The organism is Prosthecobacter sp. GW821-HT29F12 (genome assembly GCF_058803405.1).
In genome coordinates, this window is record NZ_CM179517.1 from 6,906,019 (window position 1) to 6,921,222 (window position 15,204).

At 59.3% G+C, this 15,204-nt stretch carries 15 protein-coding genes; 8 read left to right on the top strand and 7 right to left on the bottom strand.

What is annotated here, in order from left to right; genetic code table 11:
- The 3 genes from AC3RLQ_RS28525 to AC3RLQ_RS28535 form a co-directional block, all read right to left on the bottom strand.
- Positions 1–2,865, bottom strand: coding sequence for a DUF1549 domain-containing protein (locus AC3RLQ_RS28525; protein ID WP_493032013.1), 2,865 nt, complete (start codon positions 2,863–2,865; stop codon positions 1–3).
- Entirely contained in the window at positions 2,862–3,437 is a 576-nt protein-coding gene (locus AC3RLQ_RS28530) for an RNA polymerase sigma factor (RefSeq protein ID WP_493032014.1), read from the bottom strand. The genes AC3RLQ_RS28525 and AC3RLQ_RS28530 overlap by 4 nt, the downstream gene beginning before the upstream one ends.
- Positions 3,438–3,503: 66 nt before the next feature.
- Positions 3,504–4,175, bottom strand: a complete 672-nt coding sequence (locus tag AC3RLQ_RS28535) for an RlpA-like double-psi beta-barrel domain-containing protein (protein WP_493032015.1) — start codon at positions 4,173–4,175, stop codon at positions 3,504–3,506.
- A gap of 61 nt (positions 4,176–4,236) precedes the next feature.
- Here AC3RLQ_RS28535 and AC3RLQ_RS28540 point away from each other — a divergent pair, with 61 nt between their 5' ends.
- Entirely contained in the window at positions 4,237–5,223 is a 987-nt protein-coding gene (locus AC3RLQ_RS28540; protein WP_493032017.1) for an alpha/beta hydrolase family protein, read from the top strand.
- A 7-nt stretch (positions 5,224–5,230) separates the two neighbouring features.
- Here AC3RLQ_RS28540 and AC3RLQ_RS28545 read toward each other — a convergent pair whose 3' ends face one another.
- Both AC3RLQ_RS28545 and AC3RLQ_RS28550 read right to left on the bottom strand, forming a co-directional pair.
- Positions 5,231–6,307 carry a hypothetical protein gene (locus AC3RLQ_RS28545; protein ID WP_493032019.1) on the bottom strand — a complete coding sequence of 359 codons (1,077 nt, stop codon included), beginning with the start codon at positions 6,305–6,307 and terminating at the stop codon, positions 5,231–5,233.
- A gap of 3 nt (positions 6,308–6,310) precedes the next feature.
- On the bottom strand, positions 6,311–7,222 hold the full coding sequence (locus AC3RLQ_RS28550) for a DUF2167 domain-containing protein (protein ID WP_493032021.1): 912 nt from the start codon (positions 7,220–7,222) through the stop codon (positions 6,311–6,313).
- A gap of 120 nt (positions 7,223–7,342) precedes the next feature.
- On the opposite strand from AC3RLQ_RS28550, the gene AC3RLQ_RS28555 reads away from it, so the two are divergent.
- Entirely contained in the window at positions 7,343–8,119 is a 777-nt protein-coding gene (locus tag AC3RLQ_RS28555; protein WP_493032023.1) for a hypothetical protein, read from the top strand.
- 9 nt (positions 8,120–8,128) lie between these two features.
- Here the strand turns inward: AC3RLQ_RS28555 and AC3RLQ_RS28560 are convergent, their stop codons facing one another.
- Positions 8,129–8,482: a hypothetical protein gene (locus AC3RLQ_RS28560; RefSeq protein ID WP_493032025.1), complete on the bottom strand. Its 354-nt coding sequence runs from the start codon at positions 8,480–8,482 to the stop codon at positions 8,129–8,131.
- Between the two features lie 166 nt (positions 8,483–8,648).
- On the opposite strand from AC3RLQ_RS28560, the gene AC3RLQ_RS28565 reads away from it, so the two are divergent.
- From AC3RLQ_RS28565 to AC3RLQ_RS28580, 4 genes are all read left to right on the top strand, one after another.
- Positions 8,649–9,287 (top strand): hypothetical protein, encoded by a 639-nt coding sequence (locus tag AC3RLQ_RS28565; RefSeq protein ID WP_493032027.1) that lies wholly within the window; start codon positions 8,649–8,651, stop codon positions 9,285–9,287.
- Between the two features lie 44 nt (positions 9,288–9,331).
- Positions 9,332–10,624: an ATP-dependent Clp protease ATP-binding subunit ClpX gene (gene clpX, locus AC3RLQ_RS28570; protein WP_493032029.1), complete on the top strand. Its 1,293-nt coding sequence runs from the start codon at positions 9,332–9,334 to the stop codon at positions 10,622–10,624.
- Positions 10,625–10,704: 80 nt separating this feature from the next.
- Entirely contained in the window at positions 10,705–11,658 is a 954-nt protein-coding gene (locus tag AC3RLQ_RS28575; RefSeq protein WP_493032031.1) for a sugar phosphate isomerase/epimerase family protein, read from the top strand.
- Positions 11,659–11,698: 40 nt separating this feature from the next.
- Positions 11,699–12,250 (top strand): PH domain-containing protein, encoded by a 552-nt coding sequence (locus AC3RLQ_RS28580; protein WP_493032033.1) that lies wholly within the window; start codon positions 11,699–11,701, stop codon positions 12,248–12,250.
- 9 nt (positions 12,251–12,259) lie between these two features.
- Here AC3RLQ_RS28580 and AC3RLQ_RS28585 read toward each other — a convergent pair whose 3' ends face one another.
- Entirely contained in the window at positions 12,260–12,754 is a 495-nt protein-coding gene (locus AC3RLQ_RS28585) for a hypothetical protein (RefSeq protein ID WP_493032035.1), read from the bottom strand.
- Between the two features lie 71 nt (positions 12,755–12,825).
- Here AC3RLQ_RS28585 and hflX point away from each other — a divergent pair, with 71 nt between their 5' ends.
- Both hflX and AC3RLQ_RS28595 read left to right on the top strand, forming a co-directional pair.
- Positions 12,826–14,154: a GTPase HflX gene (gene hflX / locus AC3RLQ_RS28590; protein WP_493032037.1), complete on the top strand. Its 1,329-nt coding sequence runs from the start codon at positions 12,826–12,828 to the stop codon at positions 14,152–14,154.
- Between the two features lie 230 nt (positions 14,155–14,384).
- On the top strand, positions 14,385–15,158 hold the full coding sequence (locus AC3RLQ_RS28595; protein ID WP_493032039.1) for an SDR family NAD(P)-dependent oxidoreductase: 774 nt from the start codon (positions 14,385–14,387) through the stop codon (positions 15,156–15,158).
- Positions 15,159–15,204 lie beyond the last annotated feature (46 nt).

Here is a 15,204-nt window from a genome sequence, read left to right on the forward strand (position 1 = left end):
TTATTTTTGAAACATGAATTCAGCGGTGGAGAGCAGCGTGCGGGCAAGCGCCTTGGCATTGCGCGCATCTCCCAGCGCCAGCTTGCAGGCATCGAGTTCGGCCTGCGTCGGCTCACGCGTCATCACAGCCAGGAAGGCGCCACGCGCGACTTCGGTGATGTTGTTGAGCCCTCGCAGACTGTCGGACAAAGGACTGCCGGAACGCGCCACATGGTCAAAGAAATCGCTGTTCAGCATGAGCAGCGCCTGCGGCACCGTGGAGGAGCTCCACGCATCACCGATGAAGTCACGGTTCCCCTGGCCGAACATGCGCAGGAAATGACCATCAGGCGTTGGCTGCGGCAGCTCCGAGGCACGCTCCAGTCCTCCACCGGCAAACTCGCGTGCCATCTCCTTGCGCAAGCGTGCACGGCGTTCCTCCACCTTCATTTCGCGTTCTTCCTTGCCAGCGATCTTGCGGGCTACAGCGGTGACCTCACTGGCTTTTTTAGCAGAGACTGCCGCTTCAAGTTCAGCAACACCGGGGGGATCAAAATTCAGTTTCAAATCCAAGTCCTTCACCGCCAACGCCATCATCGAGTCCCACACCTGTTCCGCGCTCAAACGACGCACCACCGGACCGGGGAAGCGATACACCACCGAAGAATCCTGCGGCGGCAGCCCTGCTTCGCGCTGATAGGCACGGGTCAGGGTGAAGATGTGCAGAATCCGTCGCACATCGTATTTCGAATCGCGCACCACATTGACGAGATACTGGGCCAGATCAGGATTGTCGCAGTCCGCCACTTCACGCACCTGATCCACCCTGCCTGCGAACGGCAGTCCGAACAACTTGGCCCACAGTCGGTTTGCCAGCGTGAGCGCGAAGCGAGTGTTGCTGGGCGCGGTGACCCATGCCGCCAGAGTTTCTGCGGGGCGTGCGCCTGTGGCTGGTGATTCGCCATAAAGCACAGCCGCAGGGATCAGTTCCCCGGGTTTGCCATCCGCGTATTGGTAATCGTCCGGCAGCTTGGCAGGTTGCCCCTCTCCATTCACCACGCCTGCACCACCTGCCGCACGCTGCAGCGCCAGCAGGGCATCTCGGATGCGTTGGTTTTTTTGCCGCCGTTCATAGTCCAGCTTGTCCATCGCCATGCGGTCGTAGCGTTCGGCTGCTTCGCGGATCGCTTTGCCACCCACTTCTCCGACTCCGTCCTCTTTTGACGCTGTCTTGATCCCGGAGGTCCAGGCAAGGAACTGATGGTACTCCTTCCGCGTCCAGCGGCTGTAGGGGTGGTCATGACACTGCGCGCAGGAAATCTGCGTACCAAGAAAGAGCGTGGCCGTGCTCTCGATGTTTGCGGCGCGGTTCTCCCCATCACGCAGATAATAGCCCGCTGCAGGTGCACGCCAGCCGTAGCCTTCGGGGCTCAGCAGCTCACGCGTCCATTCGTCGAAAGGTTTGTTTTCACGCACGCTCTGTTTGATCCAGGCGAGGTAAAAATCCCCCTGCACACCTTCGGCCAGGTCGTCTTTGGCGCGCAGCAGATCGCACCAGTAGTTGAACATGTGGCTGACGTGGCCGTTGGAGGCCAGCAGCTCTTCGATCAGGCGTCTGCGCTTCTCGGGTTCCTTGAGGGCGATGAAACGTTTGGCCTCATCACTAGTGGGAATGCGGCCCACGAGGTCAAGATACACACGGCGCAGCCACACAAATTCACTGGCCATGGGGCGCGCCTCCTCCGCGTGCTTGCTCAGGTCCCGTTCGATCAGCTGGTCGATGCGTGCCGCCACGGCCTTGAGCTGGGTAATATCCACAGCCTCGTTCAGCGTCGAGATCGAAACCTCCTTCGCACGCATGGAGGTCCATGAGCCGAAATTCGCCCCTTCCTCAACCCAGCTCCGGATGAGCGCAATTTCCTCGGCGCTCAGCGGCTTGCCATCATTGGGCGGCGGCATGAGATCATCGTCGCCCGGTTTGTGAGAGATGGATTTCACCAGCGCGCTCTTGGAGGCCTTGTGCGGCAGGATGAGATTGTCCGTCTGGCTCTTTTCACGAATCGCTTCCAGATCATCCAGGCGAATGCCTCCTTTCGGCTTCTTCAGTTTGCTGCTGTGGCATTCAAAGCAGGAGCGCTCCAAAACTGGCAATACCTGGCGCTCGAAATCAACCTTCGTGGAAACGTCGGGAGTTTCCATGGGCATCTCGTTCTTGGGTTTCGAAGCGAGATTCATCGGAGGAATCGTCGCGGTCTCCATCTTCTCCGGCACCGGTGCGGGGACGTTCCCCATGCTGATGGCGGGCGGTGTCACCGGAGGTGGAGTAGGCGCAGGTTCTGTTTTTTTCTCCACGACCACCACCTTCGGTGTCTGCGGATTCGGAGCTGGAGGCGCAGGTGCAAGAGGTGGCTGAATCAGCATCGGCTCGGGTGCCACCACCACACGAGGCCCCGGTGGGTTTGCGACAATGCGTCCGTACATGATGACACGTTTGCCCGTGCGCTGAGCCACCACGGGGGCGAGCTCAAGCCGCTGAAACAAATCCGGCCACGCGAGAGTGCCACCGATGAAACCGATCAACACAGCCGCCGCTGCGGTGGTCCAGCGGGGCAGGTGGGTGAACCAGCGCCGCGGGCGACGGCGTGTGGTTGACTCTTCAATGCTGCGCATCAGATCATCGACGGATGACACATTCACGCTCGCTTCGATGGCCTCAGCGAGTGCTTCAGGAGTGTCATTTTTTTCCAAAGCCACACGCAGCAGCGCATCCATGCCGAGCTGCTGTTCCAGCTCCTTGAGCGTGTCGGGGTCGCTCATCAAAACCTGCCATTCATGATTGGAGAGCACCCCCTCCAAAGCTTTGTCGATCGCTTCGTCGGTGTTCATGCGGTTTTGTGCTCCAGGTGAAGTTCAATGCACTTGCGCAGCTGCTGGCGTACACGCATCAGCACGGTGCGCACCGCGAGCGTGCTGCGGCCCGTGCGTTGCGCGATTTCCTCGCAGCTGAGCTGCATCTCGTAGCGCAGATCCAGGATGGTACGCTGATGGTGGCGCAGCTTCTCAAGACAGGTCGCCAGATGATCTGATTCATCACTCACGGGTTTTTCAGAAGCCTCCAGCGCCATCTCCCAGCGCACCTGCTCGGAGTAGCGTTCGTGCTTGGTGAAGTCCCGCGCATACGCCTTCATCCGGTCGCGCAGCTGGTTGTAGGCGATGGTGCGCAGCCACGGCTGCATGGACCCTTCGGTGAAGTCCTTCATGTTCTGATAGGCGAAGACAAAGGCGTCATGCGCCACTTCATCGATCAAATCCGGCACCGGTGCCCGCAGCGCCAGATAGCCTCGTAGCGGCTGCAAATGCCGCTGCATCAGCAGACGAAACGCTGCGTCGTCACCGGCTTCCACCTGTCTGGCGAGTTCGGCATCCTGCGGAGTTTTGGGCGGCGTGAGAGAATCCATGCACGGTGGATATGGACGCTCGATTCCAAAGTGTGGCAGAAAAATGTGGCTGCTTTTGCAGCGGCCTCACCTTCCGCCATACCCTGGCGGTGGCGGCGGAATGCCCGCAGGCATGGCCGTCGTGCCATACCCCGGGGGCGGTGCACCGGTGCCATACCCTGCAGGCGGCACCGTGCTGGGCGTGCGGTAGCTGCTGGCGGCTGGAGGAGCGTGATACGTTTTGGGCGCCTTGTACGCCGTGCGCGGCGGTGTGCTGTGTTTGACCGGAGCCGGCGTGTTGTAGCTGGCTGGAGCAGGACCGTAGCTGGCTGGAGCAGGACCGTAGCTGGCTGGAGGAGCACTGTAGTTTGCCGCTGGCGCAGCACCGCTGGCTAGGGTTTTGGCTGTCACCGTGACATCGCCGAGCTGGCGATAGGGAAGCTGAATGTATTCGGCAGCGGCGCGGGAGAGATTGATGACGCGGTTCGGATAGTAGGGGAAGCGGTCGGTCACCGTCACGTTCACCGTTCGTCCGTTGCTGTTGTTCTTCACCTTGACCACCGTTCCGAATGGCAGGGTGTTGTGCGCGGCAGTCCAGCCCTGCGGCTGATAGATGGACCCTGAGGTGGTGTACTGGCCTGCATATTGATCCGCGATGTAGGAGGCATATCCGCGCACCTCATAGGCAGGCTTGGCGCAGCTGGCCAGCACTGCGGGCACCGAAATGGCAAGGAATCGAAGAAGTGCGGAAAAGTTCATGTTCTGCTTTTGCGAACATAACAAGATTGTCACTAGGCACAATCTTGCTCATCATCGACCAGTGAAAAGAAAACGAGTCATCCTGGGGGCCGCGCTTCTGCTGGTGCCACCGCTGGCCGGCTGGCTGGCCGGCTGGCTGGCCGCAGACCAGCTGGCGCATCCGCCGCGCAGGCCTCTGCAGGATTATCACCATGAGTTTCTGTCCAGTCCGGCGGCACATGGCGTGGCGTTGAAATCCTTCACCTGTGCCGATGGCACCCCATGTCTCGTCTGTGAGCCCAATTCGCAGGGAGAACTTGGAAAGCGCGGGCAGGTCATCCGTGAGCAGATGACGCTGAAAGGTCTCACCTTGCCAGCACCCGGAAGCGTGGTGGGAAATCTGGTGCTCGTGCATGGCCGCCGTGGTCGAAAGGAGGACTACCTGCTCGTCGCAGAGCGATTCTGCGCCGTGGATTTTCGTTGCATTCTGCTCGACCTGCCTGCTCATGGCGATCACCCGGCAACAACCGCCTGCTATGGCGCGCGGGAGGCCCACCTTCCAGCCCTGGCGCTGCATGAGGCCGCAGCGAAGTTCGGCTTCAATCCGCAACCCGCAGGCATCATGGGGCTGTCGATGGGAGGTGCGGTCAGCATCCGCTCAGCGGTGGAAAAGGATGCGCCTTGGCGTGCTGCCGTTCTGGTTGCCACCTTCGATTCATTGGACCACGTGGTGCGCCACCAAACCTCCGGCTGGGTGGGCGAGTGGCTGGGTTCAGTCTGGAGCCACATGACAGGCTGGTTTTATCAAAGAAAGGCACACATGGAAGTCAGCGCAGCGAACTCCCTCGCTCTGGTTCCCCAGCTCAAATGCCCGGTGCTTGTCGCACATGGGACGTCAGACCGGGTGATCCCCATCGAGTGTGGACGCCTTCTATATGACGCGCTGCCATCCGGCATCGAAAAACGCTGGGTTGAAATCCCCGGCGCGGATCACGACAACGTGCTGATCACTGATTTTCCAATCTACGCAGAAATGGCCGAATGGATGCTGCGTCACGTTCCTCAGTGAAGGCCGCTTAAGCCGCTGGTTGCCGGAGCTCCACGCCACCGCAGTCAGAGCAGGCGGTCATGCCGCTCTGAAATTCAGCACGGCACCGCGGGCAGGTGGGAAGCTTGGCCGTCGCGGGCGGATCGTAATCAGCTTCTGCGATGCCTTCATGACGGAAGAATTTTTCCAGTGCCTCGGCTTCAAGCGGAAGCGACTCGTTTTGAGGCCAGCCTGGAACGTAGCGTGACTCACGCCAAAACAGACGCGCACTTTCCAGCCAGCGTTTGTCATCCATCAGTCCACGCCAGGCGAGTGGATGCGGCGGTTCAGCATCCGTGGTCAGATTCACGACATCAAAGGCACGCATTGCCAGCTGCGGCAGGAAGGCAATCCCAAGCGCGCGCCAGCGCCGATGAGGAACAATGACGCGGTTTTTCCGGGTGCTGCGCAGAAAGAGCCATGACTGGATGAATTGCAGCAGCAGCAGCACACCCGCAGCCGTGAGCACGATCAGACTGTCGCCAAAGCGATGATACAAAACGCTCATCACACCAAAGCACCACATGAAGTGAATCGTGGCACACAGCCGCAGTGATCGGGTGAGCTGCGAGGTGGCCGTGGCGGCTGTATTGGCAGACTTCGTGTCGAGTGTCGTGCGGGCGTGCTTGAGGAATGCGCTGCGGCGCTGCTCAGGTGTCAGGCCTCGCCATTCGGTGAGCCTTTGCTGCCAAAGTTCAGCCAGCGTTTTGGAAGGCAGGCGAACACGGGTCACGGCGTCGAGATGCAGCGTGCTTTCCTCGACACGTGGGGCCAGCTTGTCCCATGCAATGCTGACGCTCATGCTGTCGGTCAATCGCACACGCAGCGAATCCTGCTCGGGCACAAACAACCATGGCAGGGCTATTGCATGCGCCTGCATCGGCGGCAGAGGAGAAAGCAGCAGTGGCGAACCACTGCCGATTTGCAGCCGCATCCATGGCCGCAGCGGGCTCCAGCCCGACTTGCCCGTGCCCGCAGCCATCCAGGCCGTGGATGGCACGAGGCGCAGGCACTCGATGAGATACAGCAGCACGAAGACTGCGAGAAGCGTCTGGCCGTCGGTCATGCGCTATTCGCCTGGGGGCTGACGCGAGCCGAAGATTGTGCTGAAGAGTTTTTTCAAGCCTGCGAGCGCTGCCGCAATAACCAGGACGATTCCTTTTCCCATCTTGGCGATGAGCACGCCGAGTTTCCCCCACAAACCCATCTTGGCTGCGGCGAAGGCACCAGTACCGGCAATGAGCGCGGTTAGGCCGTATTTGGCCACCTTGTCCCCTTCGCGGAATTCAGCGTAGCGCTGACCTTCGACATAGGAGAAGCCACCCATGACTTTCTGAAACTCGGTCAGCAGCGGCTGAAACTCCGCCGGGTCGCACACGAGCTGCACCTTCATGGAACCCGTGCGGCCCAGCAGCCGCGTCTCATAGTTCACAGACTCGCCGCCCGTCCCGTCCAGGCTTTGGATTCTTATCGCCCACTCAAGGGTCTTGGTGGTGTCATTGAAGCGCGGCGGCATGGCCCAGCCAAGAATGGCCAGTTCATGGATGCCACGTTCCTTGCGCACTTTGTTGGACTCCGCCAGTCCCTCGCGGCGGAGTGCGAGCAGCTCATCCGCATTGATGTCGTTTTTCTCATCGTCTTTCACATGGCCGGAGTCGTCATAGCCGAAGATGATCCAGGGGCCGAATCCCTCGGTGGTGAGCATGCCGGATGCGGAGGGCTGCGGCAGATTGCCAAACAATTCCAGCACACGGCTGGTGCCGCTGCCGTGGGTGAAGCGGTAGCCCTTCGGGATGGCGATCTTGGCCACGCCGCCGAGATCTCCTGCGCCTTCACGCACCCAGCCGACCTTTTCCATGTCATCCAGCAGCTTTTTCTCCTGCTCCTCCAAGTTCTGATTCGCGGGCTGTTGAGCCTGAGAGGTGGAGAAAACTGCGAGACAGGCCAGCAGCACAGCGCGTGAGAGAAATGAGGACTTCATGCGTCGCCAGTCTCGCAGGGGCTGCGGGAGATCGTCAAGGTGAGGTTTTTACCAGATTCGTAATTGGCAGAGGAAGCCTTAGGCCGCATGTTCAGGGGGCTTTGACTCATTATTTATTCCATGGCTGAACCAAATTCTGCTCCAGCACCCGCGCCGCGCCGCGGGCCAGGATGCCTCTCCACACTGGCCCTGACGTTTCTGGCGCTGGTGGTCATCGGTGGCCTCGTGGTTTGGAAGGTGGTGGATTCAGGTTTTGGCATGAAGTGGCTGGTAGAGCATTTCCAGAAGCAGACCATCACCGAGAGCTTTCATGAAAACGTGAAACGCATCGCCTCCACTCAGGGGGATGTCCTGGAATTGGCCACGATGGAAACCGAGGAGACCGTCACGAAGTATGACACGAAGACCTTGTTCAACGATGCCGTTTACCTCGGCACCACCGTGGCGGAGATCCGCGCGATGGTGGTCTATCGTTACCATTTGAAGCTCTCCGATGAGTGGAAGCTCACAGTCGAAAACGGACGTTGTGTGGTGATCGCACCCGCCATCCGGCCTTCGCTGCCGCCGGCGATCCGCACGGAAACAATGGAGAAAAAGTCCGAGGCTGGCTGGCTGCGGTTCAATGCGGCGGAGAACATGGCCGAACTGGAGAAAGGATTGACCCCCATGCTGGAACGCCGCGCCGCGGTGCCGGGCAAAATCAAGCACGTGCGCGAAGCCAGCCGCACTTCGGTGGCCAAATTTATGCAGCACTGGGTGCTCAAGGAACAAAAAGCGCACGATCAGGGCGGCATTCGCGAAATCGTGGTGATTTTTCCTGATGAACCGGCTGCGGCCAATGCTGCTGAAGCATCGAAACTGCCCGCCACGTTGAATGTGGAAGTGAGCGTCGATTAACTCAGCGGATCAACGCTGCAGTCCTTCGGGGTCATAGAGCAGCAGGTCGGACTCGAACTTCACAAAAGTCAGCGCCCCTGGCAGATCGCTGGGCCGCATGTTGGTGAGGCTGAAAAGTTTGTCCTTCCACATCCCTTGCTTGCCGGTGACGCCGCCGATCAGCTTGGCTGCAGTCGCCAGTTTGTCCCCCGGCACCACAAAATCCGCACCACCCATCGTGGCATAGACCCCGAGAGAGACAATTTCCTGCGCGTTTCGCTGATTGATCACACGCTCAATCACGACTCTTTGGTTTCCGCCGTACCAGCCAAGTGCAATGCTGCTGAAGATGCCGACCAGGCAGATGACGGTGAGCAGCTCCAAAATTGAAAAGCCCCCAGACATCCAGTTTTTTGGCTGGCGTTGCGGAAGGAGGGGGCTGGCGGAAATGCGCAACACGGGCTATATAATTATCATAAACATCTTTTCGCCGCAATCTCTCGTTTTGACGGGGGTGACTGTCTGCATTTAGACAGCGGCTGCAGAACTCATGATACCTGACTTGTTGGAACCATTACCCCGATCGCAGCGCGAAGCTGTCGATTCTGCCGGCTACCGGATCATGCGCTGGATGGCGGCACGTGAAGTCTTGCAGGCGCGTGTTACGAAAGGCCGCATCGCAGGGCCATTGGGTGATTTTTTGGCGCACTGGCTTTCCCTGGCCCCCGCAAAGGGGGCGGACTCAGATCTTTGGTTGTCATTCAATTATGCACAGGATCGAGGGGGGCTGAAACTCGTGGGGGGCAGTGCAGCACTCGCCCATTCTCCATTGGAGCAGGCACTGTTGCATCTGCCGGCGCTGCGCTCATTTTGGAGCCAGGAATTGCGCCAGCAGCACTTTGTGGCTTTGCGAACTCTGGTGCCGCAGGCATGGCTGATGGACCCGGCTCAGGTTCCACCCGGTGCGGTGATTCAGGGCTTGGATACGGTTTCTTGGAAGCTGCCCCCGCAATTGTGGGGGCAGCAGTGGGAGATCCAAGACCCTAAGGGGCTGATACTCGCAAATCCGTCTCTTTCGCAGAACAGCATTTTGATCTCACGACCGGCTTCAGGCGTATTACTCAATGCATGGTATGGGCGGAATGACACGGGTCAGGTTGTTTTGCGTTCTCTTGAAGCGGCACCTTGACGTGCATCCTGCTTCCGTGCGACATTCTCCCATCCCCAAAAACCATGGCACGCGGCTCCAACGTTACTCTCTGCTCCTTCTGCGGCAAAAGCCATGCAGAGGTCAAAAAACTCATTGCAGGTCCGGGGGTGTATATTTGCGACAACTGCATTCACGTCTGTAAAAACATCCTCGACAAGGAAACCTCGGTCGATTCCGAGGGTGGGCCGGCGCTGCTGGTGCCACGCCCGGCGGACATCGCCGCGCTGCTGGATCAGCATGTGATCGGCCAGTCTCAGGCAAAGAAGGTGCTCAGTGTCGCGGTGCACAATCATTACAAGCGCATCCTGCACACCCAGCAGCAGGCCACGCGTGCCGGCAGCGGAGCCCCTCGCAAAGTGACGACCGCTCTACCCGACCCCAATGATGTTGAGATCGAAAAAAGCAACGTGCTGCTTATGGGACCCACGGGCTGTGGCAAGACGCTGCTCGCCAAGACTCTCGCACGCATTCTCAATGTGCCGTTCAGCATCGCGGATGCCACCACGCTGACAGAGGCCGGCTACGTCGGCGAAGACGTGGAAAACATCGTCCTGCGGCTCCTGCAGGCGGCGGACTACGATGTCGCCCGCGCCGAGATGGGCATCGTCTACATTGACGAAATCGACAAGATCGGCCGCAAGACCGAGAACGTGAGCATCACCCGTGATGTCTCAGGAGAAGGCGTGCAGCAGGCGCTGCTGAAAATCATCGAAGGCACTGTATGCAATGTGCCACCACAAGGCGGACGCAAGCATCCGCAGCAGGAGTACATCCAGGTGAACACCGAAAACATTCTGTTCATCTGCGGCGGAGCCTTTGTCGGCCTCGACAAACTCATGGAACGGCGCCGTGGCGGCAAGACCATGGGGTTTGTGAATTCCCAGGCCGTGAAACCTGAGGGCGCGAAATCCAGGGCCGAAGTCGAACCTGAGGACCTGCTGTCGTTTGGCCTGATTCCGGAGTTCATCGGCCGTCTGCCGGTGGTTTGCTCGCTGGAGTCGCTGACGGAACAGGAACTCGTACGAGTGCTGACTGAGCCGAAGAACGCTTTGATCAAACAGTACGCGAAACTCATGAACATGGACGGCGTGGAGCTTTCCATCACACGTGACGCCATGCTTGCCATGTCCAAGGAGGCGGTGACGCGCGGCACCGGTGCACGCGGACTGCGCAGCATCTTCGAGCGCATCATGCTGGACGTCATGTATGACGTGCCAAGCCGGATGGACGTGCGCGGCGTCACCATCAACGAAGGCGTCGTCAAGGGCGAGCGTGCCGCCATGCTGCGCAAGCGGGTGGAACGCAAGGCGGCATAGGCTTCGGGTTACAAAGTCGGGGCAAAAATTCTGCTGGAGCTTTGGGGACTCCTCACATCATAGTGGGTGCTATCACACCCATGACCTCCCGCCGCCACTTCCTTCAACTCGTCACCACAGCCATTGCTGCTGCAGGTTCACGCCAAGTCATTGCCGCCGACAAGGAGCCGCCGTTCAAAATCTCGCTGGCTGAATGGTCATTGAACAAAGGCATTTTGGGGAAAGGCAACGCAGAGCGCCACGAGCATCTCGACTTCTGCAAGATCGCCCGCAGCTTGGGCATCGATGGCGTCGAGTATGTGAACCAGATGTTCTTCGACAAGGCCACTGACGCCGCTTACCTCGGCGAAATGAAAAAGCGCCAGGAAGGCGAAGGCGTGAAAGGCCTGCTCATCATGTGCGACCGCGAAGGCAATCTCGGAGATCCCGATGAGGCCAAACGTGCGAAAACCGTCGAAAATCACCTCAAGTGGCTCGACGCCGCTTCCACCCTCGGCTGCCACAGCATTCGCGTGAATGCCGCCAGCGATCCGAAGCTGAGCTGGGACGAGCAGATGAAACTCGCGGCAGATGGCCTGCATCGTCTCTGCGTCGAAGGCGACAAGCGTGGACTCTACGTTGTCGTGGAAAATCATGGAGGTCTCTCTAGCAACGGCCTCTGGCTCACTGGCGTGATGAAAGCCGCAGACCACGCTCGCGTCGGCATTTTGCCGGATTTTGGCAATTTCTACACCGACCGCGTCAAAGGTGAGCTCTACAACCCCTACAAAGGCCTGCGTGAGTTCATGCCCTGGGTGAAAAAAGGCATGAGCGCCAAGGCCTACGATTGGGACACGGGTGCTGGCAAATTCTACACCGAAGACCGCCGAGAAGGCCGCGAAATGACACTCGATTTCGAGCGTTTGATTAACATCGTCGTCAAGGCGGGCTATAATGGCTACATCGGCATCGAATACGAAGGCGACAAGCACACTGAAATCGAAGGCATCAAGCGTACCAAGCAGGCCCTTGATGAGATCAAGTCGATGCTCTGATTTTCCAACCGCTTCCTAAACTCACACACCCTCGCACACCATGCCTACAGAAGACGCTCCCATTCCTGCCCCCGTAGCGGAAACCAATCTCTGGTCGGGTCACACCTCCCAGTGGGTTCATTTCTGGTACTACTTTTTCTGCATCCTGCTGGCTGCGGGGATTGCAGTGGCGGCCACGGTGTTCGGTCTGGCGACTGCTGGCATCGGAGCGCTGGGGTATCTGGCGCTGATCATTCCGTTTTTGATGTGGGTCTTCCGCTGGTGGGCGACGAAGTGCACAACTTATGAACTGACCAGCCAGCGTTTGCGCATTCGTTCCGGAATTCTCAGCAAAAAGACCGATGAAATGGAGCTTTTCCGGGTGCGAGATTACACGATGGAACAGCCCTTTTTGCTGCGTTTGGTCGGTCTGGGCAACATGACCTTGATCACTTCAGACGCCACGACTCCCACACTTTCCATGCGTGCCATTCCGGGGATTGAGAACGTGCGTGAAAAACTGCGCACGGCGGTGCAAATTGAACGTGATCGGAAGCGTGTGCGGCAGATGGACGTGGACAATGTTGAGGATGGCGGCGCGGCCTTTCATTGATGCCCGAAATTACGAGCCTTCGATTTTTTCGGCGTTTACGACGCTGGTTTTGCCATTTTTGACTTCGAGGTGCATTTTAATGCGCGCAAATTCCTTTTTGTAGCTCCAGCCGACTTCGGCGGTCCAGGTGGTGGCGCTGGTGGGCTGGAGGCTGCGGAGTTGGAGGACAAAGGCGGCGAGGCGTGTGTCGGATTCGGCAATGGTGTGGTCTGGCTCGATGACTTTGAGGTTTTGGGCGTTGACGAATTTGAGCTTTAGGTCGGCGAAGCGTTTGGTGAATTCGTCGGTGGCGGGGGTCATGCCGTCGCGGTTGATCTCGCCGAGGACGATGGAGTAGCTTTTGGGGACGCCGGGATTGATGTCGGGCAGGAGGGTGATGAGGTGGCGGACGGCGGCTTCGCCGGCATCGCACTCATAGAGGTTCAGCGGGAGGGGGGCGGTGTCTGAGGAATCGCAGGCGGCGAGACCGAGGCAGAGGCTGAGCAGAAGGAGGCGGCGTGTCATGTGGGTTGGGTGTTCATGGCATGGAATACGCAGCTTGGCAATGCGCTGGCGTGCTCCATACTGAGGACCCCATGTTTGACATTCGAGAAAAACCCAATGCCGTTGAGAACGCTTTTCTGGTCGGTGCGTACTTTGACCGGCGGCAGAAGCAGGAAGCGACTGATTTGCTGGAGGAACTGGCAGAGCTGGTGGGGACGCTGGGGATCAACATCATTGGCAAGGAGCTGGTTTTTGCGCGGGAGCACACGGCGCGCTACCTGATTGGCAGCGGGAGGTCGGCGGAGCTGATGAAGCAGGCGAAGGAGCTGGGGGCGGATGTGATTGTGTGGGACAACGAGCTGAGTCCGGGACAGCAGCGGGCGTGGGAGAGCGAGGGGGACATCTGCGTGATCGACCGGCATGAGGTGATTCTGGACATTTTCAACATGCGGGCGAAGACGCGTGAGGCGCGGCTGCAGGTGGAGCTGGCGAAGATGGAGTATTCGATTCCGCGGCTGACGCGGATGTGGGCTCACTTGGACCGTCAGGGCGGTGGCGCCGGCGGCGGGGTGGGTGGTGCGGGTGCGGCGCGTGGTGAGGGTGAAACGCAGCTGGAGGTGGACCGACGGCTGGCGAGCAAGCGGCTGGACAAGCTGAAGGCGGACCTGGAGGAGGTCAAGAAGCAGCGGGAGACGATGCGCAAGGACCGCCTGCGCACGCCGGTGCCGCATGCGGCGATCGTGGGCTACACGAATGCGGGGAAGTCATCGCTGCTGAACAAGCTGACGGCGTCGGATGCGTATGTGGAGGACAAGTTGTTTGCGACGCTGGACACGACGACGAGGCGGATGGAGCTGCCGGACGGGCAGCCGCTGCTGGTGACGGATACGGTGGGGTTCATTCGGAACCTGCCTCACGATTTGGTGCAGTCGTTCCGGGCGACGCTGGAGGAGGCGATCCAGGCGGATTTCCTGATTCATGTGATTGATGCGAGCTCGCCGCAGGCGGTGGAGTTTTACCAGACGACGTCGAAGGTGCTGGCTGAGCTGGGGGCGGGTGACAAGAAGGTGCTGCTGGTGCTGAACAAGGTGGATCTGATTGATGATCCGCGGCTGATGGAGCTGAAGAGGGACTTTCCTGAGGCGGTGACGATTTCGGTGAAGACGGGGCAGGGGATGGAGGATCTGCTGCACCGGCTGCATGATTTCATGATCGACCGGGTGGTGCGGCTGACGCTGAGCCTGCCGCTGGACCGGATGGATCTGGTGGCTTTGATCCATCAGGAGGGGAAGATGCTGAGCGAGGATTATGAGACGGGCCGGGCGGAGATTCAGTGCGTGCTGCCGAAGCGGTTTGAGAGCCGGTTTGCGGCGTTTCTGCCGGTGGATCCGGAGGCTGGGAAGAAGAAGGGGAAGAAGTAGGATTGGGGGAGGGAGTTTACGGTGGCTGAACGTTGTTGACTGTGGTTGACGGTTGTTGGCCAGAGTCGGAAGGGTTGGCCGCAAAGAGGCGCAAAAAGGGATGCAAAAAAGGGTGGGGATTCAGACGGGGCAGGAATGCCCCGGTTACGTTGGGTTTCTGCTGAGAATTGTTTGGATGAAAAGGGGAACGTGCGTAAAAAAGGGCTGCCAATCATTGTTTACTTCTGCTCATGTTCTCACTCGCCAATAAAACCGTTATCATCACCGGAGCCGGATCGGGCATCGGTCAGGCCATTGCCATTCTTTTTGCGAAGCAGGGGGCGCATGTGGAGGTGCTGGATTTGAAGCAGGAGGGGGCGCAGGTGACGGTGGACCAGATTGTGGCTGCCGGGGGCAGTGCGCGGGGTTCGGCCTGTGATGTGGGGAACTATGCGGAGGTGAAGGCGATTTTTGATGAGGTGGCGGCGAAGCATGGGAAGATCGACGTGCTGGTGAACAACGCGGGCATCGCGCACATCGGCAATGCTTTGAACACGGCGGAGGAGGACATGGACCGTCTGCACCGGGTGAACATCAAGGGGGTGCATGCGTGCGCGCAGGCGGCGTTGGCGCACATGACGACAGTGAACAAGGGGGTGATCCTCAACATGTGCTCGATCGCGGCGCAGATGGGGCTGGCGGACCGGTTTGCTTATTCGATGACGAAGGGCGCGGTGCTGATGATGACGTATTCGATCGCGAAGGATTTTATCAAGCAGGGGATCCGGTGCAATTGCATCGCTCCGGCGCGGGTGCATACGCCGTTTGTGGACGGGTATCTGGCGAAGACGTATCCGGGGCAGGAGGCTGAGATGTTTCAGAAGCTGAGTGAGGCGCAGCCGATTGGGCGCATGGCGAAGCCGGAGGAGATTGCGGCGCTGGCGCTGTATCTGTGCAGTGATGAAGCGTCGTTTGTGACGGGGAGTTCGTATCCGATTGATGGGGGCGCGGTGAACTTGAGGTGAGAGTTTACGGTTGTCGACGATGGTTGACCGTTGTTGACGGTGGTTT

What these genes read in the sequence shown, in the direction of transcription:
- AC3RLQ_RS28585 (WP_493032035.1), bottom strand. Translation starts at nt 12,754, where the DNA reads ATGACACGCCGCCTCCTTCTGCTCAGCCTCTGCCTCGGTCTCGCCGCC.
- clpX (WP_493032029.1), top strand. Translation starts at nt 9,332, where the DNA reads ATGGCACGCGGCTCCAACGTTACTCTCTGCTCCTTCTGCGGCAAAAGC.
- AC3RLQ_RS28580 (WP_493032033.1), top strand. Translation starts at nt 11,699, where the DNA reads ATGCCTACAGAAGACGCTCCCATTCCTGCCCCCGTAGCGGAAACCAAT.
- AC3RLQ_RS28565 (WP_493032027.1), top strand. Translation starts at nt 8,649, where the DNA reads ATGATACCTGACTTGTTGGAACCATTACCCCGATCGCAGCGCGAAGCT.
- AC3RLQ_RS28575 (WP_493032031.1), top strand. Translation starts at nt 10,705, where the DNA reads ATGACCTCCCGCCGCCACTTCCTTCAACTCGTCACCACAGCCATTGCT.
- hflX (WP_493032037.1), top strand. Translation starts at nt 12,826, where the DNA reads ATGTTTGACATTCGAGAAAAACCCAATGCCGTTGAGAACGCTTTTCTG.
- AC3RLQ_RS28550 (WP_493032021.1), bottom strand. Translation starts at nt 7,222, where the DNA reads ATGAAGTCCTCATTTCTCTCACGCGCTGTGCTGCTGGCCTGTCTCGCA.
- AC3RLQ_RS28525 (WP_493032013.1), bottom strand. Translation starts at nt 2,865, where the DNA reads ATGAACACCGACGAAGCGATCGACAAAGCTTTGGAGGGGGTGCTCTCC.
- AC3RLQ_RS28595 (WP_493032039.1), top strand. Translation starts at nt 14,385, where the DNA reads ATGTTCTCACTCGCCAATAAAACCGTTATCATCACCGGAGCCGGATCG.
- AC3RLQ_RS28555 (WP_493032023.1), top strand. Translation starts at nt 7,343, where the DNA reads ATGGCTGAACCAAATTCTGCTCCAGCACCCGCGCCGCGCCGCGGGCCA.
- AC3RLQ_RS28530 (WP_493032014.1), bottom strand. Translation starts at nt 3,437, where the DNA reads ATGGATTCTCTCACGCCGCCCAAAACTCCGCAGGATGCCGAACTCGCC.
- AC3RLQ_RS28545 (WP_493032019.1), bottom strand. Translation starts at nt 6,307, where the DNA reads ATGACCGACGGCCAGACGCTTCTCGCAGTCTTCGTGCTGCTGTATCTC.
- AC3RLQ_RS28535 (WP_493032015.1), bottom strand. Translation starts at nt 4,175, where the DNA reads ATGAACTTTTCCGCACTTCTTCGATTCCTTGCCATTTCGGTGCCCGCA.